We start from the raw sequence: 23098 nt of genomic DNA, 5'->3' as shown, positions 1-23098 counted from the left end.
CGATGTGCATCGCGCGATACGCATCAAGCGACACGCGTCACTGGAACGGCGGCGAATACAGCAGGCCGCCCTTGTTCCACTGCGCATTCAGGCCACGCTCCAGCTTGAGCGGCGTGGCAGCGCCCAGGTTGCGATCCCACACCTGGCCATAATTGCCCACGGCCTTGATGGCGTTTCGTGCCCAGGTTTCGTCCAGGCCAAAGCTTTTGCCAATGCCGGGATCCACGCCCAGCAGCCGCCGCACCTGCGCGTCGCTGCTTTGCGCCTGGCTGTCGGCGTTCTGGGCGGTGATGCCCAGCTCCTCGGCGGCGACCAGCGCGTTGACCGTCCAGCGCACGATGGCGGCCCAGTTCGGGTCGTCCTGGCGTACGAAGGGGCCGAGCGGCGACTTGTTGATGCGCTCGGGCAGGATGACGAACTCGTCCGGCTGGCTGGCGCGCGCCGCGCGGCTGGCGGCCAGCGTGGACGCATCCGACAGGTAGACGTCGCAGCGTCCTACATAGAAGGCCTGTTCAAGCTCGACCAGATTCTCGATGACGACGGGCCGATAGGTGAGTTTGTTTTTCTTGAAGTAGTCGACCAGGTTCTGTTCGTTCACCGTGCCCGGCTGCACGCAAACCTGCGCGCCTTCCAGTTCGGTGGCGCTCTTGACGCCCAATTTGCGCGGCACCAAAAAGCCCTGTCCGTCGTAGAACACGATGCCGGCGGACACGATACCCAACCCCGCGTCGCGGCCCGAGGTGATCGTGGTGTTGCGGTTCAGCACGTCGATCTCGCCGGACTGCAGGGCCGGAAAGCGCTGCTGCGAACTCAGTGGCACGAAGCGGGTCTTTTCCGGATCGCCCAGTACGGCCGCCGCCAGCGCGCGGCACAGGTCCGCGTCAAGGCCGGTCCAGCGGCCTTGCTTGTCCGCGATCGACAAGCCTGCCGAGCCCTGGCTGACGCCGCAGACCAATTCTCCGCGCTTCTTGATGGTGTCCACCGTGCCGGCTTGCGATGTGCCCGCAAGCGTCATCGCGGCGGCCACGCCCGCGGCCTTGAATAGATGAATCAAACGCATGCTGTTCCCAAGGTTGTTGTGTGCAAGAGAGGCACGAATTCTATGGGTGGGGCGTGGCTTGCCGAGCGACTTAATACGCATATCAATATGAAAACTAAGCCTTATCCAGATGCGCGCCAGATACCTAGAATGCCCGCATGCCGGGTGGTCCGGCGACGAAGGTTGCGCATGGCTTGGCATGACGAATTCAGACAGTGGTTTCCCATCACGCGCGACAAGGCATACGCCAACATTGCGTATACCAGCCCGTTGTCGCCGCGGGTGTCGGACGCGGTGGCTGGCTTCTTTGACAGCATCACGCATGCGCGTAGCGACAAGCCGCAATGGCTGCGCGATGCCGACACGTTGCGTGTGCGGCTGGCGCGGCTGATCGGCGGCGACGCGCGCCGGCTGGCGTTCACCAAGAACACCACCGAGGGATTGAACACGGTCGCGCAAGGACTGGCCTGGCAGGAAGGCGACAACCTCATCGTCGACGACCAGGAGCATCCGTCGAACGCCTTGCCATGGCTGAATCTGCGCCGGCGCGGCGTGCAGGTGCGTGTGGCGCAGGCGCGCGCGCATCGCTTTACGGTGGACGACCTGTGGCAGCACGTCGACGCCCGCACGCGTTTGATCGCGGTGTCCTGGGTGCAGTACGGCACCGGACTGCGGACCGACATCCGGGAGCTGGGACGCCGCTGCGCCGAACGCGGCATCTGGCTGGTGGTCGACGGCATCCAGGGTGCGGGCCTGCTGCGCGCCCAGGTGGACGACTGGCACGTCGATGCGTTTGCGTGCGGCGCGCACAAGGGCATGCTGGGACCGCTGGGGGTGGGGCTGCTGCACGTGTCGCCGCGGCTGCTGGCGGCGCTGGATCCGCGCTACGTCGGCCCGTCCGGCGTGACCACGCTGGACAAGTCTGGCCTGCAATGGCAGGTGGCGGTGTCTGACGCGACGGATGCCCGCCGGCTGGAAACGGGCAACCTGAACTATCCCGGCCTTGCGGGCTGGGCGGGCGCGCTGGACCTTATCGAACAGGCGCGGCCCGAGCGCATCGAACCCTGGGTGCTGGCGCTGTCGCAGGCCCTGAGCGATGGACTGCGGAGTCTGGGCGCGCAGGTGGTGTCGCCGCCGGGCGGCGAGGTGCGCAGCACTACCACGGCGCTGCGCGTCGCCAACCCCGCCGCGGCGCTTGCGCACCTGGCGCAGGCAGGTGTCGTGGCGAGCATCGTGGAGTATGGTTACGTGCGCCTGTCTGTCGGCGCTTACAACAACCATGAAGACATCGAACGCATTCTGCGCGCCGCGCGCGCGTTTGCCGCCTGATCTGAATTTTCAATCACGCATTTACCGGAGAGACTGATGACTGAAGCGAAGAAGCCCAACTGGCGCCTGGAAACCGTGGCTGTCCACGGCGGCTACCGGCCCGATCCGACCACGCGCGCGGTGGCCGTGCCCATCTACCAGACGGTGGCCTACGCGTTCGACGACACGCAGCACGGCGCGGACCTCTTCGACCTGAAGGTCGCGGGCAACATCTACACCCGCATCATGAATCCGACCACCGACGTGCTGGAGCAGCGCGTGGCGGCCCTGGAAGGCGGCATCGCCGCGCTGGCGCTGGCCTCGGGCCAGTCCGCCGTCACCTACGCGATCCTGACCATTGCCGAAGCCGGCGACAACATCGTGTCGTCCAGCACGCTGTATGGCGGCACCTACAACCTGTTTGCGCACACGCTGCCGCAGTACGGCATCACCACGCGCTTTGCCGATCCGTCCGACCTGGCCGCCTTCGAGGCGCAGATCGACGACCGCACCAAGGCCATCTTCGCGGAATCGGTTGGCAACCCGCTGGGCAACATCACCGACATCGCCGCGCTGGCCGAGTTGGCGCATCGCCACGGCCTGCCGCTGATTGTCGACAACACCGTGCCATCGCCGTACCTCCTGCGTCCCATCGAGCATGGCGCCGACATCGTGGTGCAGTCGCTGACCAAGTATCTGGGCGGACACGGCACCAGCCTGGGCGGCGCCATCATCGACTCGGGCAAGTTTCCGTGGGCTGAGCACAAGGAGCGCTTCAAGCGTCTGAACGAACCGGATGTGAGCTACCACGGGGTGGTGTACACCGCGGCCTTCGGCCCGGCCGCGTACATCGGCCGCGCCCGGGTGGTGCCGCTGCGCAACACCGGCGCCGCGATCTCGCCGTTCAACTCGTTCCAGATCCTGCAGGGGATCGAGACCCTGGCCCTGCGCGTGGACCGCATCGTGGAGAACGCGGTCAAGGTCGCCAGCTACCTGCGCGAGCATGCAAAGGTGGAATGGGTGAACTACGCGGGCCTGCCGGACCATCCCGACCATGCGCTCGCCAAGAAGTACCTGGGCGGCAAGGTGCCGGGGCTTTTCACGTTTGGCGTGAAGGGCGGCCGCGAGGCCGGCGCGCGCTTCCAGGATGCGTTGCAGCTGTTCACGCGCCTGGTCAACATTGGCGATTCCAAGTCGCTGGCGACGCATCCGGCGTCCACCACGCACCGCCAGCTCAATGCCGAGGAACTGAAAAAGGCCGGCGTGCGCGAGGAAACCGTGCGCCTGTCCATCGGGATCGAGCACATCGACGACCTGATCGCCGATCTGGACCAGGCGCTGGCGCAGGTCTGACCCCGGGCGGTTTCGACAGGAAAAGCGCGCTATTTTCGCGCGCTTTTTCCGTTGGCCGCGCAGACCAGGTCGCGCAGCCGGCGCTGCACCGGGTCGCGCGTGACGGGGGCGTTGCGGATGCCCGCCACCGGAATCGATTCGACGATCGCCCCGGTGGCGTCGTTGCCCGCGTGGTGCAAGACCTGGGTGACCGTATACGTGTTGGCGCTGCAGTTCATGGTCACCGGCTGGGTGACCGAGCCGTAGGGCTGCCCGTTGGCCTCGGAAATCCGGGGCTGGGCGTAGAACCAGCCCACGGTCACTGCCCTGACAGCCGGATTCTCCGACACGGCGCGGATCGAATGGCTGTCGTAGAACACCCCCGGCATCGCCTGCGGGTCGACCGGCACCCAGGCCGGATCGTTGGCGGCGGCGCCGTGCGCGATCGGGCTGCCGCTTGCCGCGACAAAAAGGGCCAGGGCGAATAGGGCAGAGGGAGGCCTTGCGGTCATGGGCGGTTCCGTGGTGTCGGGGCAGGGGCGCGCGTCCGGCAAGACGTGAGCATGCGTTACGCCAGTATAGAGAACCGGGCGCAACGCGCTATAGTTTCGTCCGTTCGATAAATGGCTGGCGGCGCGGGGGGCTGGCATTATGCCCAGCATGCCTGGACCCAAGACCATCAGACTCGTGGCGGCCGGCCTAGCGGTCATCACCGCCGCCGTGCTGGCCCGGGGCATCTATCAGATCATCCCAATGGGCGATCCGCTGCCGCGCAGCGAGTTCGTAGGAGAGCTGAACGGGCCCGCGCTGGCTTCATACTCGCGGGTTGCCATCCAGCGTTTCGGCGAGCGCCAATTGCTGACCGGCCAACTTCTGGTCACGGCCAAGGACATCGAGGGTCTGGCGCAGGCGCCCGTGCTGGATACGCAGGTTCCGGCGCTGAAGGAACGCCTTCAGAAGCAGCGGATCCGGCTGGCGCAGGCCGGGGCGATCACCACACTGGCCCACGGCCAGGGCGATCTGGCCCTGACCATGCTGCAGACCGGCCGCACCACCACCGATGCCCGCAACCTCATTTATGGGGGCCACGGCACGGGTGTGTTCGAGCTGCTGGGCTCCATCAGCGGCGATACCGGCGTGACCCTGATCGGCGCGCCGGGCGGCCAGCCGCTGTACCTCATCACCAGCACGCTGCGCAGTTCGGGCGAAGGCGACCAGCCGCCCGCCTGGGACACCCTGCGTTCGGACGACCTGGGCGCGACCTGGACCTATGATCCCGACGTGACGCTGGGCGTGCCGCAGCAGCACACCGCCTTTCTGACCGACCGGCTGGCGATTGCGCTGGAGCACCACGAGACCGGCGTGCGCCTGCTCTATAGCTGCGACGGCGCCAAGCGTTGGGCGGCCACGCGCCTCAAGGAACAGGTCTGGCCGGATTCGGCCGCTTTCGAACGCAAGTTTGCCGAGACGGCGGAGCGGGACCGCAAGGCCTACGGCGTCGAGCAGCTTGGCTACGGCTGGTCGTTGTACCCGCTGGACGAGACGCGCGCGGTGGGCTGGAGCTGGCGCACGCGCGTGCGTCCCGAAGGCCAGGAGGCGCCCCAACTGGTCGAAACGCGGCGCTTCGAGGTGCAATTCCAGGAGGGCGCCTCGCCTGCGTTCCGCATTACCCCGGAGGTGCCCCGGGTTCCGTCGCAGGATGCCCATGCGCTTTTGACGCGTGACCAGCCCGTGTTCGAGACCGAGGGCGACAGCATCTACCAGCTGGACAAGCCGGGGATGGCCTGGGTGAAGCGGTCGCGGTCGCCCGATGTGCGCGGCGCCTCGTCCTGGATCGGGCAGGCGTGGTTCGGCCGCAATGCGTGGGTCATCAAGACCTATGCCGAGCATCTGTTCTCGGGCGCCGACTACACCAAGACCTACTTCTACAGCCGCGACAAGGGCCGCTCCTGGCGGCCGTTCCAGTTGTCGCATGCGCAGGAGCGCGGGCTGCTGGGCCTGGACCAGACGGGCGACGCGCTATTGACGCTTGCCGAGCGCGGCGGCAAGACCGTCATCCAGCGCTATCCGCTGGACTGAGTCGAAACGCGGGTCCCGCGCCGGCGGTTAGTCGGCCACCACGTACTCGGGATAGCGCTTGCAGATTTCCGCGACCTGGCTGAGCGTGCCGGACAGGTGCTCGCGCAGCACTTGCTGCGCCCGCGCCGGGTCCTGCGCGGCGATGGCATCCAGCAGGCGCTGATGATCGTCCAGGATGCGTTCGGCCTTGCCGGTTTCGGGCAGATGCAGCCGGCGCAACCGGTCCAGATGGCCGCTGTAGCGTTGCGCCATCTCCCACAGGTTGGCCACACCGGCGGCTTCGTGCATGTCGCGGTGAAATGCCTGGTCCGCGTTGATGAACTGCTGGTATTGCCCGCTGGCATGGGCGGCGCGCTGCAGGTCGATGGAAGACTGCAGGCGCTGGAGCAGCAGCGGGTCGGCCCGCTGGGCCAGCAGGTGGACGATTTCCAGCTCCAGCGAGCGGCGCAGGAAATGCGCCTGGCGCGCGGCGGCGATGTCGATACGGCTGACCACCGTGGTGTGCTGCGGATAGATTTCGACCAGCGCTTCCTCGGCCAGACGCATGAGCGCGTCGCGGATGGGCGTCTGGCTCAGGCCGTAGCAGTCCGCCAGCGTGACGCGCGACAGCGGCGCGCCGGGCGCGAGCTCCAGCGAGATGATCTGGCGCCGCAGATGGTCGAAAACCTGGGGGGCCGCATGGCGGGAGCGATCCAGTCTGAGCTTTTGGCTTTGCATCAGGTAAGCGTGTCGGGGTCCCGCGTGGGGAAAGGCTGATAACGAATGTCGCAGTATAGCGGGTTTTCACCTAGCTGACGCACTAATGTATTAGTGTTTAAATGCTTTCACTCCGACTTCCGCATCCCTCGTATCTCCCATGAAACGCACCTACGAAAGCTTGCGCAGCGCCGCCTGGATGGCCAAGGACGACCTGCGTTCATTCGGCCACCGCTCCCGCATGATGCAGATGGGCTACGGCCCGGACGATTGGGCCGGACGCCCGGTCATTGCCATCATCAATACCTGGTCTGACCTGAATCCCTGTCACAGCCATTTCAAGCAGCGCGTCGAAGACGTCAAGCGCGGCGTGTTCCAGGCCGGCGGCTTTCCGGTGGAGTTGCCCGCCATTTCGGTGTCCGAATCCTTCGTCAAGCCCACCACCATGCTGTACCGCAACTTCCTGGCGATGGAGACCGAGGAGCTGCTGCGCAGCCACCCCGTGGACGGCGCGGTGCTGATGGGCGGCTGCGACAAGACGACGCCGGGCCTCATCATGGGCGCCATCAGCGCCGGCCTGCCATGCGTCTACGTGCCTGCGGGCCCCATGCTGCGCGGCAATTGGAAGGGCAAGATCCTGGGGTCCGGATCGGATGCCTGGAAGCTCTGGGATGAACGCCGCGCCGGCAAGATCACGCAGGAGCAATGGACGGAAGTGGAAGGCGGCATTGCCCGCAGCTACGGCACCTGCATGACGATGGGCACGGCCAGCACCATGACCGCCATCGCCGAAGCCATCGGCATGACGCTGCCTGGCGCCTCGTCGATCCCGGCGGCGGATGTGAACCACATGCGCATGTCGGCCGAATGCGGCCGGCGCGTGGTCGAGATGGTCTGGGACGACCTGACGCCGCAGCGCATCCTGAGCGTGGCCTCGTTCAAGAACGCCATCAACGTCGCCATGGCGATGGGCTGTTCCACCAATGCCATCGTTCATCTGGTCGCCATGTCGCGCCGCGCGGGCTGTGCGGTGGGGTTGGACGACTTCGATGCGGCGAGCCGCAAGGTGCCCGTGATCGCCAATATCCGGCCCAGCGGCGACACCTACCTGATGGAAGATTTCTACTACGCGGGCGGGCTGCCCGCGCTGATGACCCGGCTGCAGGATGATCACCTGGACCTGTCGGCCATGACGGTCACGGGCAAGACGCTGGGCGAGAACATCGCGGGCGCCGAGGTCTACAACGACGACGTGATCCGCAAGCTGGACGAGGCGATCTACGACGAGGGCGCGCTGGCCGTGCTGCGCGGCAACATCGCGCCGGACGGCTGCGTCATCAAGCCCAGCGCGTGCGCGCCGCAATACCTGCGCCACACGGGCCCGGCGCTGGTATTTGACGACTATCCCAGCATGAAGGCCGCCGTCGAGGACGAAAACCTGGACGTGACCGCGGACCACATCATGATCCTGCGCAATGCCGGCCCGCAGGGCGGTCCGGGCATGCCGGAATGGGGCATGCTGCCCATCCCGACCAAGCTGGTCAAGCAGGGCGTGCGCGACATGCTGCGCCTGTCCGATGCGCGCATGAGCGGCACCAGCTACGGCGCCTGCATCCTGCACGTCGCGCCCGAAAGCTACATCGGCGGCCCGTTGGCGCTGGTGAAGACGGGCGACACGATCACCGTGGATGTGCCCGCCCGCAGCATCAACCTGAACATCAGCGACGAGGAACTGGCCGCGCGCCGCGCCGCCTGGACGCCGCCGCCCAAGCGCTACGAGCGCGGCTACGGCTGGATGTACTCCCGGCACATCCTGCAGGCCAACGACGGCTGCGACTTCGATTTCCTGGAAACGGAATTCGGCGCGCCCGTGCCCGAGCCCGCGATCTTCTGATTCCCTTCATCACCCAACATCCGCCCCAAACTCCCGGAGCCATCGTGTCCCAAATGAATCCCGAAACCCGCGCCAGGCTGGCCGGTGTCAGCACCGCCACGCTGTGCACGGCGCTCTTCAAGCGCGGCCTGCGCAACCAGTTCATCCAGGACGTGCGGCCGCTGAACGCCAATCTGCCTAACATGGTGGGCCCGGCCTTCACGCTGCGCTACATCCCGGCCCGCGAGGACCTGAACACCATCAAGGTCTTCGAGGATCGCGCGCATCCGCAGCGCGCCGCGGTCGAGACCTGCCCGGAAGGCGCGGTCTTCGTCATCGACAGCCGCAAGGATGCGCGCGCCGCGTCCGCGGGCTCCATCCTGGTCACCCGGCTGATGAAGCGCGGCGTGGCGGGCGTGGTGACGGACGGGGGCTTTCGCGACTCGCCCGAAATCGCCGAGATGGGTTTTCCCGCCTATCACCAGCGTCCGTCCGCGCCCACCAATCTGACCTTGCACCAGGCGCTGGACATCAACGCGCCCATCGGCTGCGGCGACGTGGCGGTGTGGCCGGGCGATATCGTCGTGGGCGACCGCGAGGGCGTGGTGGTCATCCCTGCGCACCTGGCCGATGAGATCGCCATCGAGGCCGTGGAAATGACGGCCTTCGAGGACTTCGTGACCAGTCAGGTGCAAGGCGGCGCTTCCATTCTTGGCCTGTATCCGCCGACCGACCCGGGCACCAAGGACAAGTTCGCCGCCTGGCGCAAAGAACAAGGCCGCTGAGCCTTGCCGCCGGCGCTGCCGGCACCCCCATACGCATACCTACAAAACAAGGCAGGAGACACATGATGAACACGCAACGACGCGGCGCGCTTGCCGCGCTACTGGCCGGCGCCGTCCTTGGCACGCTGGCCTTGCCCGCCAGCGCCGCCGACTGGCCGACGCAGAAGCCCATTTCCTACGTCGTCCCGTTTACCGTGGGCGGCTCGACCGACGTGGTCGGCCGGGTGCTGGCGCAGAAGCTGGGCGACCGCCTGCATCAGAACGTCATCGTCGAGAACAAGCCGGGCGCCGCGGGCGGCATCGGCGCCACCTACGTGGCCAAGGCGCCGCCCGACGGCTACACCTTGTTTGGCGGCACGATCAGCACGCACGCCATCAACGCCAGCCTCTACAAGAACCTGAAGTACGACCCGGTCAAGGACTTCGAGCCGGTGTCGCTGATCGCGTTCCTGCCCAACGTGCTGCTGGTGGATCCGAACCTGGGCGTCAATTCGGTGGCGGACCTGATCGCGCTGCTCAAGCGCGACCCCACCAAACGCACGTTCGCGTCCTCGGGGGCGGGCACCTCGACGCACCTGGCCGGCGAGCTCTTTTCCGGCATGATCGGCGTGCCCCTCACGCACGTGCCCTACAAGGGCACGCCGCCCGCGATGGTGGACGTATCGTCCGGCGCGGTGACCTTCATGTTCGACCAGATGACGGCGGCGCTGCCGCTCCTGCAGACCGGCAAGCTCAAGCTGCTGGCCGTCACCACCAAGGACCGCATTGCGCTCGCGCCCGAGGTGCCGACCATGCAGGAAGCGGGCGTGCCCGGCTTCCAGATGGCGTCCTGGCAGGCGGTTTACGCGCCCAAGGGCACGCCCAAGCCCATCCTGGACAAACTGGCCGCCGAGATCGCCCTGATCCTGAAAGAGCCCGACGTGCAGGAAAAGCTGGGCAAGACCATGGGCATGGAGCTGGTGGGCAGCACGCCCGATCAGCTGCGCGACCTGATGGCCACCGAGATTCCGCGCTGGGCGGAAGTCGTGAAGAAGTCGGGCGCGTCGGTGGAATGAGGGGGCGCGGCTAGTGTAGGCGAGGCGGGTCGGCGCTAAGCTGGGGGCTGTGGACGTCTGTGCGTCCTTGCCCGACTCGCCTCGTGTTGATGTCGGGCATCGGCAACGCCGTTAAAGGAGCCGCATCATGGCCGACTTCGACAAGGTGTTTGCGGGATCGATTCCGGCGCTTTACGACACGCTCATGGTGCCGCTGATCTTCCAGGGTTACGCCGACCACATGGCGGCGCTGGTCGCGGGGTTTGCGCCTCAGGACGTGCTGGAGACCGCGGCAGGCAGCGGGGCAGTGACGCGGGCGCTTGCGCCTCTGCTGGACCCCGGGGCGCGTTATGTGGCGACCGACTTGAATCAACCGATGCTCAATTACGCGGCCGCCCGGCAGGGTGCTGGTTGCGCGGTGCAATGGCGCTGGGCGGATGCGCTGGATCTGCCGTTCGACTGCGCGTCGTTTGACGTGGTGTGCTGCCAGTTCGGCGTCATGTTCTTCTCGGACCGGGCCGCGGGCTTTGCCGAAGCGCGCCGGGTGCTGAAGTCCGGGGGGCGCTTCGTCTTCAGCGTGTGGGACCGCATCGAGGAAAATGACTTCGCCGATGACGTGACGCGTGCGATGGCGGCCGTGTTTCCGCAGGACCCGCCACGCTTTCTGGCGCGCACGCCGCACGGCTACCACGACGTGGAAAAGATCCGCGACGACCTTCGCCGCGCAGGCTTTGACGATATTCGGATGGACAGCCGTGCGGACGTCAGCCGCGCGGCGGGGCCATTGGAGGCGGCCACCGCCTACTGCCAGGGCACGCCGCTGCGCAACGAGATCGAAGCGCGCGACGCGGGCCTCATGCAGCTGGCCACGGAACGGGCGGCTGAGGCGTTGGCCGACCGCTACGGCGCGGGCCCGATCACGGGCCGGATCCAGGCGCACGTGATCGTCGCAACAAAGTAAGGCCGGATCGGGACGCTAGCTGGCGGGAGCGCGTTTGACCAGGTCCACGATGATCCGGAACAACTCGGCTCGCGCGGCTTGCTGGGTGATTTCGCCCGCAACGGCAGCTTGCGAGAGCGCGTCGGCCGCGCCGAGCATGCCCCACATGCCGGCCAGGGACACGCCTTGCTGGCCGGCGAACGGGGCGAGGATGGCCTGGCATTTCGTGATGAAGGCGTGCTGATACTGCCGTTTGACGGCGGCCAGTTCCGGCGAGCCGTTCAGCGCCGCGAGCACCCCGGGAATCTCGCGCCCCTGCACCGACACGCATTCCACATACTGCGTGGCGATGGCGTCTGCCTTGCCGGCGAGGGTCGGCTTGCTGGCGGCGATGGCGCTGTCGATGATCGCGGTCTGGCGCAGGTCGAAATCCTGGTAAAGCGCCGCCAGCAACCCGTTGCGGGTGCCGAAGTGGTCGTAGACGACGGGCTTTGAAATGCCCGCTTTCTCGGCAAGCCGGCCCAGGGTCAGGGCGTCCGTGCCTTCGTCGCGGATGAGCGCCCAGGACACCTCGATGAGCTGGCGTTGCCGCGCGTCCTTGGACAGCCGGCGGCGGGGAGGAGGGGCAGGGTGGGACGTCATCAGGGCGGCTATCGAGGTCGGTTTCAGGGTTGCGGGGCAAAGATGCGTTGGCCGATGGCCCGGGCGGTGGCCAGGTGCCCTTCGGGATAGCCGGCGTCGGACGCCACCAGCAAGTCGGATGTTGCCACGCGCGCGCCGCAATAGCCGAAGATCCCGTGATCGATCTGGGTTTTCATCGCGCCGAAGTAGCCGTGACGGGCATAGGTGCGCATATCCGCGCCGCCGCTCGCGATCAGGTGCACCTGCAGGCGTTGCAGCCGCTTGATGACCTTGCCGTCGGGATTGGCATCGTAAGCCCAGCCGTTGGTGAACACGCGGTCGATCCATCCCTTGAGCAGCGCGGGAAACGACCACCAATGCACGGGATACACCAGCACCAGCGCGTCGGCCCGGTCGATGCGCGCGTGTTCGGCGGCTACGTCAGCGGGCGGGTTGGATTGGGTCAGGTGCAGGGCGGCGTCGGCTTGGGAGAACCGGGGATCGAAGCCTTCCGCTGCCAGATCCGCGAGCTCGTAGGAATGTTGGGGACCTGCATCCGCAACGCCTTGGGCGACATGATCGGCAATGGCGTGCGTGAGGGACGCGGGGTCGGGATGGGCAACGACGATGAGGGCGTGCATGGTGAAAGTCCTGTTCGCAAGCGAGTAACCTACCAATCGTAACTTACCTTAAGTAGGTTGTGGTAAAAGACCTTCGCGGTCGAGGGGTATCCCATCATGGCGTCGTTGTCCCCCTAATCAGGGGCAATACGGTTATCGTGAGCGCCACGGCAGTCCCCTCGGAGGAACCATGACCTCAGGCACGGCATTGTTCGACCTGCGCACGGAGCAGGGCGTGTTGCGGATCTCGATTGCGGTCACGCTTTGCATCGCCGTCATCGGTATCGGCTTCGGGGTGGCTTCCGGATCGTTCTCCATCGTGTTCGACGGCGTTTATTCGCTGGTGGACGCCAGCATGAGCGCGCTGTCGCTGGTGGTGGTGCGGCTGATCACGTCGTACGCCACGGCCCGCGGGCTGCCGCGCAAGCTTCGCGAACGCTTCACGATGGGCTTCTGGCATCTGGAGCCCATGGTGCTGGCGCTGAACGGGATACTGCTAAGCGGGGTGGCCGTCTACGCCCTCATCAACGCGGTGAGCAGTCTGCTCAAGGGAGGCCGCGAGCTGGAGTTCGGCCTGGCGCTGATCTATGCCGTGCTGACCCTGACCGCCTGTGTGGCGATTGCGCTGGCCGAGGCGCGCGCCAATCGCCGGATCCGCTCGGCATTCCTGCACATGGACCTGAAGGGCTGGATCATGTCGGCCAGCATCACGGCCGCGCTGCTGGTGGCCTTTTGCATCGGATACGGCGTGCAGGGCACCCGGTACGCGTGGATTTCGCCCTATATCGACCCGGCCGTGCTGGCGGTCGTGTGCGCGGTGATCATCCCCTTGCCGCTGTCGGTCATCCGCCAGGCGTTGTCCGAGATGCTGCTGGTCACGCCCGCTGACCTGAAACAGCACGTGGACTCGGTGGCGCAGGCGTTCGTGGAACGCTATCGCTTCGCGTCCTATCGCGCGTATGTCGCCAAGGTGGGGCGTTCGCAGGAAATCGAACTGTATTTCATCGTTCCGGCCGATATGCCCGCGCGCACCGTCGCGGCATGGGACAGTCTGCGCGACGAGATCGGCAACGCGCTGGGCGCCGACAGCCCGGATCGCTGGTTGACGGTGGTGTTTACCGGAGACCCGGAATGGGCGGAATAGTATTGCCGCAGGGGCGACCGGCGCGCCTTTCTACCGGCATGCCGGCAGCAGGAAAACCGGCAGCGTTTCCCACACGACCGCCACCGCGGACAGGCCGCATAGCGTGGCGGCAAGCCAGGCGTGAAACGGCGGTGCGTTCCGGGCCCGCACCCGCGCCCGCTGGCGCCAGGCAGCCACCGCCATCGCCGCCAACGCCGCGGCGCTGCCCGCAACGATGATCCATGACGAGATGGGCAGGCCCAGCCACAACCCGGCCAGCACTGATCGGGCGCAGGCCAGCGCGTTCACGATGTAGATGAAGAGGAAGTGCGCCAGCCATATCAGCGGGCCGGCGATGAGGTACAGCAGTTCGACCGAAAAGCGCGTTTTCATGGTCATCCCGTCAGCCGCGTAAAGGCGTGCAGCAGCGCCAATGCGATGAGCCCTTGCGCCGCGGCGTATAGCAACATCGCCCGCGTGGCGTCGAGCGCGGCGCGGCGCGTGGGGCGCAGCCGCCCTGCGATCGACCGCGCCACGGTAAAGGCGGCCATCACCACAGCCAGGCCGCCAAAAAACGCCTGCAGGCCCGCGACAGCGTAGGTGGCTGCGGTGTAGGCGCTGGCCTGCGGCCGAAGTCCGGCCTGCCAATGCGTGACCAGATCGAGCGCCGGCGCGGCGGCCAGCAACAGCGCGGCCCCGGCCACGCAGCCGCGCAGCGCCGTTTGGCGGTTCTGCGTCATCATCCGCCCGGCGGCCAGGGCAAGGGCGGCGGCCGCAAGCAACATCATGGCCGACAGCATTGGCCGGACCGGTGAGGGCAAGTCGCCGGAATCGGGCCAGGCCTGCGGGTTCGTGGTCCACAGGAACAGGTAGCTGAACATCAGCGATCCAAAGATGCTGGTGCAGACAATCAGCAGCAGCACCATCGCCCACGACGCGTGCGACGCGCTGCCCGAGCACATCATGGGCAGCCGCAGGCCGCCGCCAATGTCCACCGGCGGGTGGTCGGGGCCGGTGTCCGCGTCCCACAGCCAGCGCCATAGCGAGACAACGGCCAGCACGCCAAACGCCGCCGCCAGCGGCAGCAGCTTGAAGGTCAGCAGCAGGAAGAAGCCGGCCGTGCCCACGGCTGCCAGCAGGGGCGACCAGGCGGGGCCGGGCAGCGGCAGCACGTAGTCGGGCCGGGCCTCCAGGGCGCTGGTCACGAGCGTGGTTCGCAGGCCTGCCGGTGCGTTGGGCAGATAATGCTGGCCGTCGTCCACCTGCTGCGCCAGGCCCGGTTGGTCCCACAGCGGCTCGCGGCTGGTTACCGCAGGCACGCTGCGCAGCCCGTAACTGCCGCTGGGCAGCCATTCCAAGGTGCCCGCGCGCCAGACGTTGCCCGCGTTGTTGTCGATGGTCGGCCGGAAATTGCGCGCCAGGTCGATCAGGAACACCAGCACGCCCGCGGCGATCAGGTACGCGCCCCCGGTCGAGAGCAGGTTGAGCGGGCCAAGCCCCTGGCTTTCCGCATAGGTGTACACCCGGCGCGGCATGCCGGCCAGGCCGGTGAAGTGCATCGGGAAGAAGGCCACGTTAAAGCCCACGAACATCAGCCAGAAACCCCAGCGGCCCAGCCGCTCGGACAGGGGCCGCTTGCTGATGAACGGTGTCCAGTAATAGAAGGCCGCGAACAGCGGAAACACCATGCCGCCGAACAGCACGTAATGCAGATGCGCCACGACGAAGTAGGTGTCGTGCGCCTGCAGGTCGAACGGGATCACGGCGACCATGACGCCGGTCAGGCCGCCGATGACGAACACGAAGAAGAACCCCAGGATGTACAGCATCGGCGTCTTGAGCGGCCTTAACCGCACCGCCGCGGCAAGGGTCGCGATCCAGGCAAATATCTGTATCGCCGTCGGCACCGACACCGCCATGCTCGCGGCCGACGCGAAGCTGAGCGACAACTGCGGGATGCCGGTGGCGAACATATGATGCACCCACAGGCCAAAGCTCAGAAACCCCGTCGAGATGACCGCCAGCACCACCAGCCGGTAGCCCACCAGCGGCGTGCCCGTCATTGCGGGAATCATCATCGACACCATGCCGGCGGCGGGCAGGAAGATGATGTAGACCTCGGGATGGCCAAAAAACCAGAACAGATGCTGCCAGAGCAGCGGGTCGCCGCCGCGTCCGGTGATGAAGAACGGCATGTCGAAGGCGCGTTCCAGTTCGAGCAGCGTGGTGGCGACGATCACGGCCGGAAAGGCGACGATCACCATGCCGCAGAACACCAACATGACCCAGGCGAACACAGGAATTTTGTCCAGCGTCATGCCCGGGGCGCGCGTGCGCAGGATGCCCACGGCAAGCTCGATCGCGCCGGCGATGGCGGAGATCTCGATGAAGCCAATGCCCAGCAGCCACAGGTCGGCGTTCACGGCGGGCGAGTATTGCGCGCTGGTCAGCGGCGGGTACATGAACCAGCCGCCATCGGGCGCCAGCCCCACGAAGATGCTGCAGAAAAAGACCAGTCCGCCAATGGCATAGGCCCAGTAGGCGTAGGCCGACAACCTGGGAAACGGCAGGTCGCGCGCGCCCAGCATGTTGGGCAGCAGCAGCACCGCCACCGCTTCCACCGCGGGCACGGCGAAGAGAAACATCATCACCGTGCCGTGCATGGTGAAGAGCTGGTTGTATAGCGCGTGACCGATCAGGTTGCTGTCGGGCGCGGCCAGCTGCGTGCGCATCATCAGCCCCAGCACGCCGGCCAGGATGAAAAACAGCAACGCGGTGCCGATGTACAGCAGGCCGATGGACGTGTTGTTGACGACCGTCAGCGATCGCCATCCCGTTGGCCGCTGCCAGGCGCGCTCGAGCTGCGCGAATTCGTCCGCTGGCCGCGGCAGCGCGTTGGGAAGCGGAGGCGGGGTGGTTGGGGGCGTCACTTCAGGCTTTCCAGGTAATGGGCCACGGCGCGCAGATCCTCGCCCGGCCATCGGTCAAAGGACGGCATCGCATTGCCGGGCTTGATCTGCTGGCTGCCGGCGATCCAGCCGCCCATCGCGCCCACGTTGTTGGGCAGGATGCCGGCCGCCAGGGTAGGCCGGCTGCCTATATGGGTGAGGTCCGGTCCCAGCATTCCGCCAGCCGCCGTGCCGCGCACGGTGTGGCATTGCGCGCAGGCCTGGACGAATAGCCGCTCGCCTTGCCGCAGCGCTGGTTCGGCGGCCCGGGCAGGCTGGCGTTGCGCCTGCACCCACGCGTCGAACGCTGCGGCGTCCACCGCCTGCACGTCGAACCGCATCTGGGCGTGCTGTGCGCCGCAATACTCGGCGCAATGGCCCCGAAACGTGCCGGGCGTGCGCGCCAGCGCGCGCATCGTGTTCACGCGGCCCGGGATCATGTCGAGCTTCCCGCCCAGCTCAGGGATCCAGAAGCTGTGGATCACGTTGCCCGACTTGAGCAGGAATTGCACCGGCTTGCCGGTCGGAATGCGGATCTCGTTAGCCGTCTCGAAGAGCAGCCCGCCTTGCGCGTCCAGATAGCGCACGCGCCACCACCACAGCTCACCCGTGACCTCGATGCGCGCCGCGTACGTCGCTTCGCGTGCCGCGGTCGGTGATGGCGTCAACACGTAGACCAGCAACGCGGTCAGCGCCACGACCGGAAACACGATGCCCGCGCCCACGATAAGGGCGGGACGCGAAATCCTGTGGCGCAGCGGCGCCGGGCCAAACATCGACAGCGCGATCAGTGCGGCCACCCCCACGAAGATCGCCGCCGCGCCCACGTACAGCACCCAGCCGATGTCGGCGATCCGCGCGGCGTCCTCGCCGCTGGGCTGCGCCCATGCGGCGGTCGGCAATCCGGCGATCAGGAAGAGAAGGAGTTTCGCCATGTTCTTTTGGTGGATGATCCCCCGCCGCGAGCCGGCGGGCCGGCGCGGCGGTGGCCCGGCGGGCGGGATACCGCCGGCCCCGCGAGACGCGGGATCAGCACTTTCCATTCCCGGGTGCGCATGCGGGCACTGGGCACGCGGTTTGCTGGCGGGTGCGCGTTTAGCGTGGTTCCGCGCGAATCAGGAGACCGCCTTGCGCCGGATTGCCCGACCCAACCGCCTCTTGCCCACGTTGCTGGCAAGTCTTGCGCTGGTCGCCTGTCAGGATGGGCACGCACCGCTCTTTTTCCCGGGTGCGGCGGACGGGCTGCTGGGCGGGGCCGACGCCGACCGGGGACGGCGGCTGATCGCCGAACGCGGCTGCACGGCCTGTCATACGGTACCGGGCGTCAGCGGCCCGGCGTCTCGCGTTGGCCCGCCGCTGGGCGACATGGCGCGGCAGGCTTACATTGCCGGGCTGTTGCCCAATACGCCACAGAACATGGTGCGCTGGCTGATGGACCCGCCCGCCGTCAATCCCAGGACGGCCATGCCCGACACGGGCCTGCGCCAGGCGGACGCTGAAGCGATCGCGGCCTATCTGCTGCGAGATGCCGGCCGCGGCAACGCGAGGGCGCCATGAAGCGTTGGAAGCGAACCGTCTCACTGACGCTTGCGGTCGCTGCCGCCGTTGCGGGCGTGCTGGGTGGCGCGGTGGTGTATTTCGGCGCGTACGACGTGACCGCCACGTCGCCGCACACCACGCCGGTGCACCATCTACTGGACGTCGCGCTGACGCGGGCCGTGAAGATGCGATCGGCGGACATCACGGCGCCCGATCTGGACGTGCCCGCGCGCATCCAGAATGGCTCGCGCCTTTATCGCGCCAATTGCGCCCAGTGCCACGGCGGGCCCGGCGTCGCGCCGCAACCGTACGCGCTGGGCTTGAATCCGGCGCCCGCCGCGCTTGTGGGGTCTGCACGCACCCGTACCGCGGCAGAGATCTTCTGGCTGACCCGCCAAGGCATCAAGATGACCGGCATGCCGGCGTGGCAGTACCGGCTGACCGACGACGAGATCTGGGACGTGGTGGCATTTTTGCGCGTCTTGCCCGCGATGTCCGCCCAGGACTACCAGCGGGACGGCGCCGCACAAGCGGCCGCCGCGCCACGTGCATCGGCGCAGCCCCCGGTCCGGGAGGCAGACGCCATGGCGGGCCGCATCGCGATTCAGCAGTACCTTTGCGTCACGTGCCACGCGATTCCGGGCGTGCCGGGGGCATGGAACTATGTAGGACCGGCGCTGGACCAGATGGGCGAGCGGGCGTATATCGCGGGTGTCCTGCCCAACACACCCGAAAACATGGAGCGCTGGTTGCGCGACCCCGCCGCCGTCAAGCCCGGCACGGCGATGCCCGACCTCGGGGTCAGCGAACAGGATGCCCGAGACATTGCCGCGTTTCTACGCACGTTGCCCGACGGGCCTTGAGCGGCCCGCCGGGGCGGGCTGCTCGCGCAGGCCATCGCCGCATGCCCCTCAGGAACAGCACTTGCTCGCCCGTTCACTACCCTTGATGCACAGGAGCCGTCCATGACGCAATCCAAATCCGGCAGCGCGCGTGATTCCATTCCGGGCCAGCCCGATGTCAACGCGGGCGCGCTGCGCCCGTCCGGTCCCGCAACCCCCCCGGAACGCGTGCCCGATATCGACCATCCGCCGAGCGCGCGCAGCCACGACCAGCCGGGCTTCGATCAGGCCGTTGCCCAAGAGGAAGCCGAGGCGCGCAGCGGCGCGCCGACCGGCGGGAGCGGCAATCGACCCGCGCCCAGCGGCGAAGAGGAACCGCAATGATCGTCGAAGTCTTTCAACGCGCGGATGGCCAGTGGGGCTTCCGGGGCATTGCGTTGCTGGGCGTCCAGGAGAATGCGGGCGCTTATCCGACGCGCGATGCCGCCGCGGCCGCGGCGCGTGCCGCATATCCGGGCGAGACGATCTCCGAGGTCGACGCGTCGATGGACACCCCGCCGCAGCCACATTCGGATTGACGCACGGTGCGTCAATATGGCCCGTCTGCCCGCATCGCTTGCACATGGCCTGCTTGGTCGGGCCGTGAGGTCAGCGCGCGCCGTTCCCACCGACCGTGTTTCTTAGCCGCCGCACGCCCACCACGATGCCGGTGGCGGATATAACCAGGCCGCCCAGGCTCAATAGAATGATTGCCAGGTCGCGGCCCACGCCGGCATTCAACAAGGCGGGCATGTCCCAGCTGTGCAGGAAGTAAAAGAGCCACCGTCCGGCGCGCTGCGCGCGCGACAAACTGAGCGCGGGTTCGCCGGTGCGCAAGTCTACGTAAACGCGATCCCCCGCTACGTTATCGAAGTCCAATTGCAGCACGGGCAGGCCACGCGGCGCGCCGCCGTTCATGGCTTCGGCGTGGCGGGCGTAGTAGTACGCATCGTAGTGGTCAAGCACCTGCGCCTGCATTGCCGCGTCGGGAAACAGCGCGCGGGCGGCATCGATGACGGCTTGCGGCTGCCAGGCTGCCTGCACGATGAGCGCGTTGTCCTGCCGGCGGATGATTCGGCTGTCAGCCGATGCGTCGCGCGCCAGCACGTAGGGGTGCCCGGCCATCCACCGCCACTCGAGCTGGACAGCTTGAAAGCCCGCGTCATGCAGCGCTTGCAGCACCGGCAACGGCGCCATGTTTGGGGTGCCTACCCCCGTGCCTACCCCCGTGCCTACCGCGGTGCCTACCGCCGTGCCTGCCGCGGTGCCTGGCTGCACGCCCGTCATGGCTTTCCTGTCTGGCCCCGCGTGGGGCGCGGAGAAAATCCCGCCGGGATTCATCGACATGAGGCCGCTGAAGATCCACGTGCACACGAACGCGCTAAATAGAAGGCCGGCGATGTGGTGCCAGCGCATCCAGGCCTCGCGGTACGGCGTGCGTGCGCCGGATTTGTAGCGCCCGCGAAAGCGCCAGCGCCACACGCCGACCACCGCGCCGCTGATCGCCAGCACGGTGCACAGGGCGGACAGCGCGATCACTGTCCAGCTCCAGACCGGATCCACGGACCGGTCGCGCGCCATGTACAGCCAATGCAGCCACGCGCCCACGTAGTTCCAGCGTTGTTGCGCAAGCGGAGCGTCCAGCACGACCTCGCCCGTTGCCGACGAGACATACAGCGTGCCGGCCGTATCTCCCGACATGCTTACCTTATGCAGCGGTCGATGGCGGTCCAGCCCGCGCGAATGCGTCCAGCGGTCCTCGTCGATCAGGCCCGCATGGCGCGCGGTGCCCGCCGGCCAGAACGCGCGGGCGGCGGCTACCGCCATGTCCGCCGTCACCGTCCCGTCAGGATTGCCTGTCGACGCGGACCATGCGCGCGGACCATCCGGGGTCGGCAGGATGAACGTCGCCTCGCCGCGCACCGACGTCAGCACGGCGGGGCCGGACGCGGCCTGCGCCGCGTCGGGCATACGGTAAGCGTCCACTGCCAGCTCGGGCAGGCTGGCGAAACGCTCTTCAGGCGTCAGCTTCGGGTAGCCGACATACAGCATGACAATCCCGCTGAGAAACCACCCAAACATCAGCAGGCAGCCGGCCACGCCCAGCCAGCGGTGAGCCAGGTAGGTGAGCCTGCGCAGGCGCGCCTTGGCGTCCATGGTCGGCGCCCCTTAGAACCGGTGGTTCAACGTCAGCTCGAACCGGCGGCTAGGCCCGTAGAACCACTGCGTATTGGTGTAGTACGCGGTGGTGAAGTAAGCGCGGTCAAAGACGTTGAAACCCCGGGCCGTGATGGCGGTGTCCTTGTTGACGTCCCAGCGCAGCGCGAGGTCGGTGGTCGTATAGGAGGGCAACTCGACGGTGTTGGCGCTGTCCGCATAGCGCTTGCCCACATACCGCAGCCCGCCCATTGCCGTCCAGCCCGGTTGAAAGTTCCAGCTCAGCCACAGGTTAGCCAGGCGTTGCGGCACATTGGGCGGCACATTGCCCGCGCGCGACACGGCCGCGCCGCCGACGGACTCGGAAAAGTCGTCGTATTTGGCCCGCAGCATGGTGGCGTTGGCGTCGATTGTCCAGCCGGGCGCCAGCGCCAGCGACAGCGATGCCTCCAGCCCCCGAGACGATTGCTCGCCCACCTGCACCCGCAAGCTGGGATCATCGGCGTCGCGCGACAACAGGTTGGTCTTGCGAATCTCGTAGGCCGCCAGCGTCCACTCGCCACGGCCGTCCAGAAAATTCTGCTTCAAGCCGATTTCGATCTGCTTGCCGCGCGACATGTCGAACCCCGCGTTGGCCGGGCTGAGCATCAACAGGCCGCTGACCGGATCGGCCGCTTCCGCGTACTGTGCGTAGACAGCCAGATCCGGCGTCAGGTCGTACACGGTGCCCACGCGCCAACCCGCGTCGGCATACGTGCTGGACAGGGCGCGCTGACCGGTGACCAGATCGTCGCGCGTCACTTTCGCGTGGTCATAGCGCAGGCCGCCGATGAGGGACCACTTGCTCGTCAGCGCGAGGCGGTCTTCCACGAAGAGGGCAAACTGGTCGGCCTCGTTGCGGTAACGCGGGATGAACGGCACGGTGCTCTGATAGTGGCCATGTGCCGGATCATAAGGATCCACGGGGCCCGAACTGCCGGTGTACGTGTTGTTGATGTGCTTGAAGGTGGCGTGGTTGACGTCAAAGCCCACGGATACCGTGTTGTCCAGGCCGGCCAGCCGGCCCTTGAACACGGCGCTGGTTGTCAGGCCGGTCTGGGTCTGGTCGTGCGTGATCTGCGTGTTGTCCGAGCGGTCGATGAGGCCGGTTGCGGGGTTGTACACGTACCGCTCGGCATTGCGCCAGTCGCGGTCGCTTTGCACGTGGTACAGGCGCGCGCGCACCGTGGTCGCGTCGTTGGGCGTCCAGACCGTGTCCAGTTGCGTCCACTGATCGCGAAAGCGCATGAAGCTGTCGGACACGTTGTAGTTCTGCTTGCGCACCGCGTCGTCCTGCTCGCCGTTGATGAGCGGCGTGCCGAAATACCGCATCGGGCGCTGGTAGCCGTAGGCGTAGCTGAGCGTCATGTTCAGGTCCGGCGTCGCGTCCCAGCGCAGCGCACCGGAGAACGTGGCATCGCCCGCCTGGCCCCGGTCCACGTAGCCGTCGGTGTAGTTGCCGCTGACGTCCAGGCGATACGACAACGTATCGCTGAGCGCGCCGCCGCTGCCCAGGCCCAGCCGCGCCGTGTCCTGCGTGCCGATGGTGGCCTGCACCTCGTTCTGGATGGGCCCGCGCGTCGGACGCTTGGGGATCACGTTGACGACGCCGCCGATCGCGCCGTCGCCATAGATTACGGACGCGGGCCCGCGCAGCACCTCGATGCGCTCGACCGACCACGTATCGAACGGAAACGTCAGACCGACGCCGCCGTACTGTCGCAGCCCGTCGTACAGGCGCATGACCGACGTGCTGTCGGTGAAACCGCGCACCGACAAGGCGCTGTTGCCGTTGCCCGGATGGGGCGCGGCCGAAAAGCCCGGCGCGCGGGTGATAGCCTCGATCACGCTGGCATCGCCGCGGGACTCGATCTGTTCCCGCGAAATGATATCGACGCTGGCCGGCGTCTGCATGGGCGTCAGGCCCAGATTGGAGCCCGTGGACGCTTCGGTCGTCAGGGCGGTTTCGGCGCCGCCCATCACGGTGATGGGGGCGAGGGTGGCGGGGGAGGTTTGGGCGGCGGCGTTGAAAGCGGCCAGGAGCAGAGACGTGCCGAGGCACGCGTGCGAACGAGCGATGGTCA

Annotated in this window: 22 protein-coding genes; 12 read left to right on the top strand and 10 right to left on the bottom strand. The window is 67.1% G+C overall.

Annotated features, from left to right (window positions below; genetic code table 11):
* Window positions 1-37: 37 nt before the first annotated feature.
* Window positions 38-1060: an amino acid ABC transporter substrate-binding protein gene (locus tag V6V88_RS14830; RefSeq protein ID WP_223575800.1), complete on the bottom strand. Its 1023-nt coding sequence runs from the start codon at window positions 1058-1060 to the stop codon at window positions 38-40.
* A gap of 168 nt (window positions 1061-1228) precedes the next feature.
* On the opposite strand from V6V88_RS14830, the gene V6V88_RS14825 reads away from it, so the two are divergent.
* Together V6V88_RS14825 and V6V88_RS14820 are read left to right on the top strand one after the other, a co-directional pair.
* The gene (locus tag V6V88_RS14825) at window positions 1229-2368 is read left to right on the top strand and encodes an aminotransferase class V-fold PLP-dependent enzyme (protein ID WP_062841480.1); all 1140 of its coding nucleotides are present in this window, start codon (window positions 1229-1231) and stop codon (window positions 2366-2368) included.
* 36 nt (window positions 2369-2404) lie between these two features.
* Window positions 2405-3700 carry an aminotransferase class I/II-fold pyridoxal phosphate-dependent enzyme gene (locus V6V88_RS14820; RefSeq protein WP_223575799.1) on the top strand — a complete coding sequence of 432 codons (1296 nt, stop codon included), beginning with the start codon at window positions 2405-2407 and terminating at the stop codon, window positions 3698-3700.
* 29 nt (window positions 3701-3729) lie between these two features.
* On the opposite strand, the gene V6V88_RS14815 is transcribed toward V6V88_RS14820, so the two are convergent.
* Window positions 3730-4191, bottom strand: coding sequence for a surface-adhesin E family protein (locus V6V88_RS14815; RefSeq protein ID WP_223575798.1), 462 nt, complete (start codon window positions 4189-4191; stop codon window positions 3730-3732).
* Between the two features lie 148 nt (window positions 4192-4339).
* On the opposite strand from V6V88_RS14815, the gene V6V88_RS14810 reads away from it, so the two are divergent.
* Window positions 4340-5758: a hypothetical protein gene (locus V6V88_RS14810; RefSeq protein ID WP_223575797.1), complete on the top strand. Its 1419-nt coding sequence runs from the start codon at window positions 4340-4342 to the stop codon at window positions 5756-5758.
* Window positions 5759-5785: 27 nt separating this feature from the next.
* On the opposite strand, the gene V6V88_RS14805 is transcribed toward V6V88_RS14810, so the two are convergent.
* The gene (locus V6V88_RS14805; RefSeq protein WP_223575796.1) at window positions 5786-6475 is read right to left on the bottom strand and encodes a GntR family transcriptional regulator; all 690 of its coding nucleotides are present in this window, start codon (window positions 6473-6475) and stop codon (window positions 5786-5788) included.
* A 139-nt stretch (window positions 6476-6614) separates the two neighbouring features.
* On the opposite strand from V6V88_RS14805, the gene araD reads away from it, so the two are divergent.
* The 4 genes from araD (at window position 6615) to V6V88_RS14785 (ending at window position 11107) form a co-directional block, all read left to right on the top strand.
* Entirely contained in the window at window positions 6615-8348 is a 1734-nt protein-coding gene (gene araD, locus V6V88_RS14800; RefSeq protein WP_056318391.1) for an L-arabinonate dehydratase, read from the top strand.
* A 53-nt stretch (window positions 8349-8401) separates the two neighbouring features.
* Complete coding sequence (locus tag V6V88_RS14795) at window positions 8402-9112, top strand: ribonuclease activity regulator RraA (protein ID WP_062841452.1); 711 nt, start codon at window positions 8402-8404, stop codon at window positions 9110-9112.
* A gap of 65 nt (window positions 9113-9177) precedes the next feature.
* The gene (locus V6V88_RS14790) at window positions 9178-10167 is read left to right on the top strand and encodes a tripartite tricarboxylate transporter substrate binding protein (RefSeq protein WP_223575795.1); all 990 of its coding nucleotides are present in this window, start codon (window positions 9178-9180) and stop codon (window positions 10165-10167) included.
* Between the two features lie 127 nt (window positions 10168-10294).
* Entirely contained in the window at window positions 10295-11107 is an 813-nt protein-coding gene (locus V6V88_RS14785; RefSeq protein ID WP_223575794.1) for a class I SAM-dependent methyltransferase, read from the top strand.
* Window positions 11108-11122: 15 nt separating this feature from the next.
* On the opposite strand, the gene V6V88_RS14780 is transcribed toward V6V88_RS14785, so the two are convergent.
* A complete protein-coding gene (locus tag V6V88_RS14780; protein ID WP_338615409.1) occupies window positions 11123-11728 on the bottom strand; it encodes a TetR/AcrR family transcriptional regulator in 606 nt (201 codons plus the stop codon).
* Between the two features lie 23 nt (window positions 11729-11751).
* Window positions 11752-12348, bottom strand: a complete 597-nt coding sequence (locus tag V6V88_RS14775) for an NAD(P)H-dependent oxidoreductase (protein WP_223575791.1) — start codon at window positions 12346-12348, stop codon at window positions 11752-11754.
* A 169-nt stretch (window positions 12349-12517) separates the two neighbouring features.
* Here V6V88_RS14775 and V6V88_RS14770 point away from each other — a divergent pair, with 169 nt between their 5' ends.
* Window positions 12518-13471, top strand: a complete 954-nt coding sequence (locus V6V88_RS14770) for a cation transporter (protein WP_223575789.1) — start codon at window positions 12518-12520, stop codon at window positions 13469-13471.
* Between the two features lie 30 nt (window positions 13472-13501).
* Here V6V88_RS14770 and V6V88_RS14765 read toward each other — a convergent pair whose 3' ends face one another.
* Genes V6V88_RS14765 through V6V88_RS14755 form a run of 3 tightly spaced genes read right to left on the bottom strand, consistent with a single transcriptional unit; the run spans window position 13502 to window position 17333 of the window.
* Complete coding sequence (locus V6V88_RS14765; protein WP_223575787.1) at window positions 13502-13843, bottom strand: hypothetical protein; 342 nt, start codon at window positions 13841-13843, stop codon at window positions 13502-13504.
* A 2-nt stretch (window positions 13844-13845) separates the two neighbouring features.
* Window positions 13846-16380, bottom strand: a complete 2535-nt coding sequence (locus tag V6V88_RS14760; protein ID WP_338615408.1) for a cbb3-type cytochrome c oxidase subunit I — start codon at window positions 16378-16380, stop codon at window positions 13846-13848.
* Window positions 16377-17333 carry a cytochrome c oxidase subunit II gene (locus V6V88_RS14755; protein ID WP_338615407.1) on the bottom strand — a complete coding sequence of 319 codons (957 nt, stop codon included), beginning with the start codon at window positions 17331-17333 and terminating at the stop codon, window positions 16377-16379. Before V6V88_RS14755 ends, V6V88_RS14760 begins: the two co-directional genes overlap by 4 nt.
* Before the next feature lie 193 nt (window positions 17334-17526).
* Between V6V88_RS14755 and V6V88_RS14750 the strand changes: the two genes are divergently transcribed.
* From V6V88_RS14750 to V6V88_RS14735, 4 genes are all read left to right on the top strand, one after another.
* Window positions 17527-17955: a c-type cytochrome gene (locus V6V88_RS14750; RefSeq protein ID WP_338615406.1), complete on the top strand. Its 429-nt coding sequence runs from the start codon at window positions 17527-17529 to the stop codon at window positions 17953-17955.
* On the top strand, window positions 17952-18800 hold the full coding sequence (locus tag V6V88_RS14745) for a c-type cytochrome (RefSeq protein ID WP_338615405.1): 849 nt from the start codon (window positions 17952-17954) through the stop codon (window positions 18798-18800). Before V6V88_RS14750 ends, V6V88_RS14745 begins: the two co-directional genes overlap by 4 nt.
* A gap of 102 nt (window positions 18801-18902) precedes the next feature.
* Window positions 18903-19163 carry a hypothetical protein gene (locus V6V88_RS14740; RefSeq protein ID WP_062841443.1) on the top strand — a complete coding sequence of 87 codons (261 nt, stop codon included), beginning with the start codon at window positions 18903-18905 and terminating at the stop codon, window positions 19161-19163.
* Complete coding sequence (locus V6V88_RS14735) at window positions 19160-19357, top strand: hypothetical protein (protein WP_338615404.1); 198 nt, start codon at window positions 19160-19162, stop codon at window positions 19355-19357. The genes V6V88_RS14740 and V6V88_RS14735 overlap by 4 nt, the downstream gene beginning before the upstream one ends.
* Window positions 19358-19427: 70 nt before the next feature.
* Here V6V88_RS14735 and V6V88_RS14730 read toward each other — a convergent pair whose 3' ends face one another.
* Entirely contained in the window at window positions 19428-20975 is a 1548-nt protein-coding gene (locus tag V6V88_RS14730) for a PepSY domain-containing protein (protein WP_338615403.1), read from the bottom strand.
* 12 nt (window positions 20976-20987) lie between these two features.
* A complete protein-coding gene (locus V6V88_RS14725; protein ID WP_280000970.1) occupies window positions 20988-22994 on the bottom strand; it encodes a TonB-dependent receptor in 2007 nt (668 codons plus the stop codon).
* Window positions 22995-23098: the final 104 nt, after the last annotated feature.

It is taken from the genome of Achromobacter sp. E1, from assembly GCF_037039475.1.
Classification (GTDB): domain Bacteria; phylum Pseudomonadota; class Gammaproteobacteria; order Burkholderiales; family Burkholderiaceae_B; genus Achromobacter; species Achromobacter mucicolens.
The sequence above is the reverse complement of the archived record's forward strand: the minus strand, read 5'-3'. Positions and strand labels throughout refer to the sequence as shown.

Coding starts and splice junctions, on each gene's coding strand:
- V6V88_RS14830 (WP_223575800.1), bottom strand. CDS start 1,060: ATGCGTTTGATTCATCTATTCAAGGCCGCGGGCGTGGCCGCCGCGATG.
- V6V88_RS14825 (WP_062841480.1), top strand. CDS start 1,229: ATGGCTTGGCATGACGAATTCAGACAGTGGTTTCCCATCACGCGCGAC.
- V6V88_RS14820 (WP_223575799.1), top strand. CDS start 2,405: ATGACTGAAGCGAAGAAGCCCAACTGGCGCCTGGAAACCGTGGCTGTC.
- V6V88_RS14815 (WP_223575798.1), bottom strand. CDS start 4,191: ATGACCGCAAGGCCTCCCTCTGCCCTATTCGCCCTGGCCCTTTTTGTC.
- V6V88_RS14810 (WP_223575797.1), top strand. CDS start 4,340: ATGCCTGGACCCAAGACCATCAGACTCGTGGCGGCCGGCCTAGCGGTC.
- V6V88_RS14805 (WP_223575796.1), bottom strand. CDS start 6,475: ATGCAAAGCCAAAAGCTCAGACTGGATCGCTCCCGCCATGCGGCCCCC.
- araD (WP_056318391.1), top strand. CDS start 6,615: ATGAAACGCACCTACGAAAGCTTGCGCAGCGCCGCCTGGATGGCCAAG.
- V6V88_RS14795 (WP_062841452.1), top strand. CDS start 8,402: ATGAATCCCGAAACCCGCGCCAGGCTGGCCGGTGTCAGCACCGCCACG.
- V6V88_RS14790 (WP_223575795.1), top strand. CDS start 9,178: ATGAACACGCAACGACGCGGCGCGCTTGCCGCGCTACTGGCCGGCGCC.
- V6V88_RS14785 (WP_223575794.1), top strand. CDS start 10,295: ATGGCCGACTTCGACAAGGTGTTTGCGGGATCGATTCCGGCGCTTTAC.
- V6V88_RS14780 (WP_338615409.1), bottom strand. CDS start 11,728: ATGACGTCCCACCCTGCCCCTCCTCCCCGCCGCCGGCTGTCCAAGGAC.
- V6V88_RS14775 (WP_223575791.1), bottom strand. CDS start 12,348: ATGCACGCCCTCATCGTCGTTGCCCATCCCGACCCCGCGTCCCTCACG.
- V6V88_RS14770 (WP_223575789.1), top strand. CDS start 12,518: ATGACCTCAGGCACGGCATTGTTCGACCTGCGCACGGAGCAGGGCGTG.
- V6V88_RS14765 (WP_223575787.1), bottom strand. CDS start 13,843: ATGAAAACGCGCTTTTCGGTCGAACTGCTGTACCTCATCGCCGGCCCG.
- V6V88_RS14755 (WP_338615407.1), bottom strand. CDS start 17,333: ATGGCGAAACTCCTTCTCTTCCTGATCGCCGGATTGCCGACCGCCGCA.
- V6V88_RS14745 (WP_338615405.1), top strand. CDS start 17,952: ATGAAGCGTTGGAAGCGAACCGTCTCACTGACGCTTGCGGTCGCTGCC.
- V6V88_RS14740 (WP_062841443.1), top strand. CDS start 18,903: ATGACGCAATCCAAATCCGGCAGCGCGCGTGATTCCATTCCGGGCCAG.
- V6V88_RS14735 (WP_338615404.1), top strand. CDS start 19,160: ATGATCGTCGAAGTCTTTCAACGCGCGGATGGCCAGTGGGGCTTCCGG.
- V6V88_RS14730 (WP_338615403.1), bottom strand. CDS start 20,975: ATGGACGCCAAGGCGCGCCTGCGCAGGCTCACCTACCTGGCTCACCGC.
- V6V88_RS14725 (WP_280000970.1), bottom strand. CDS start 22,994: ATGGGCGGCGCCGAAACCGCCCTGACGACCGAAGCGTCCACGGGCTCC.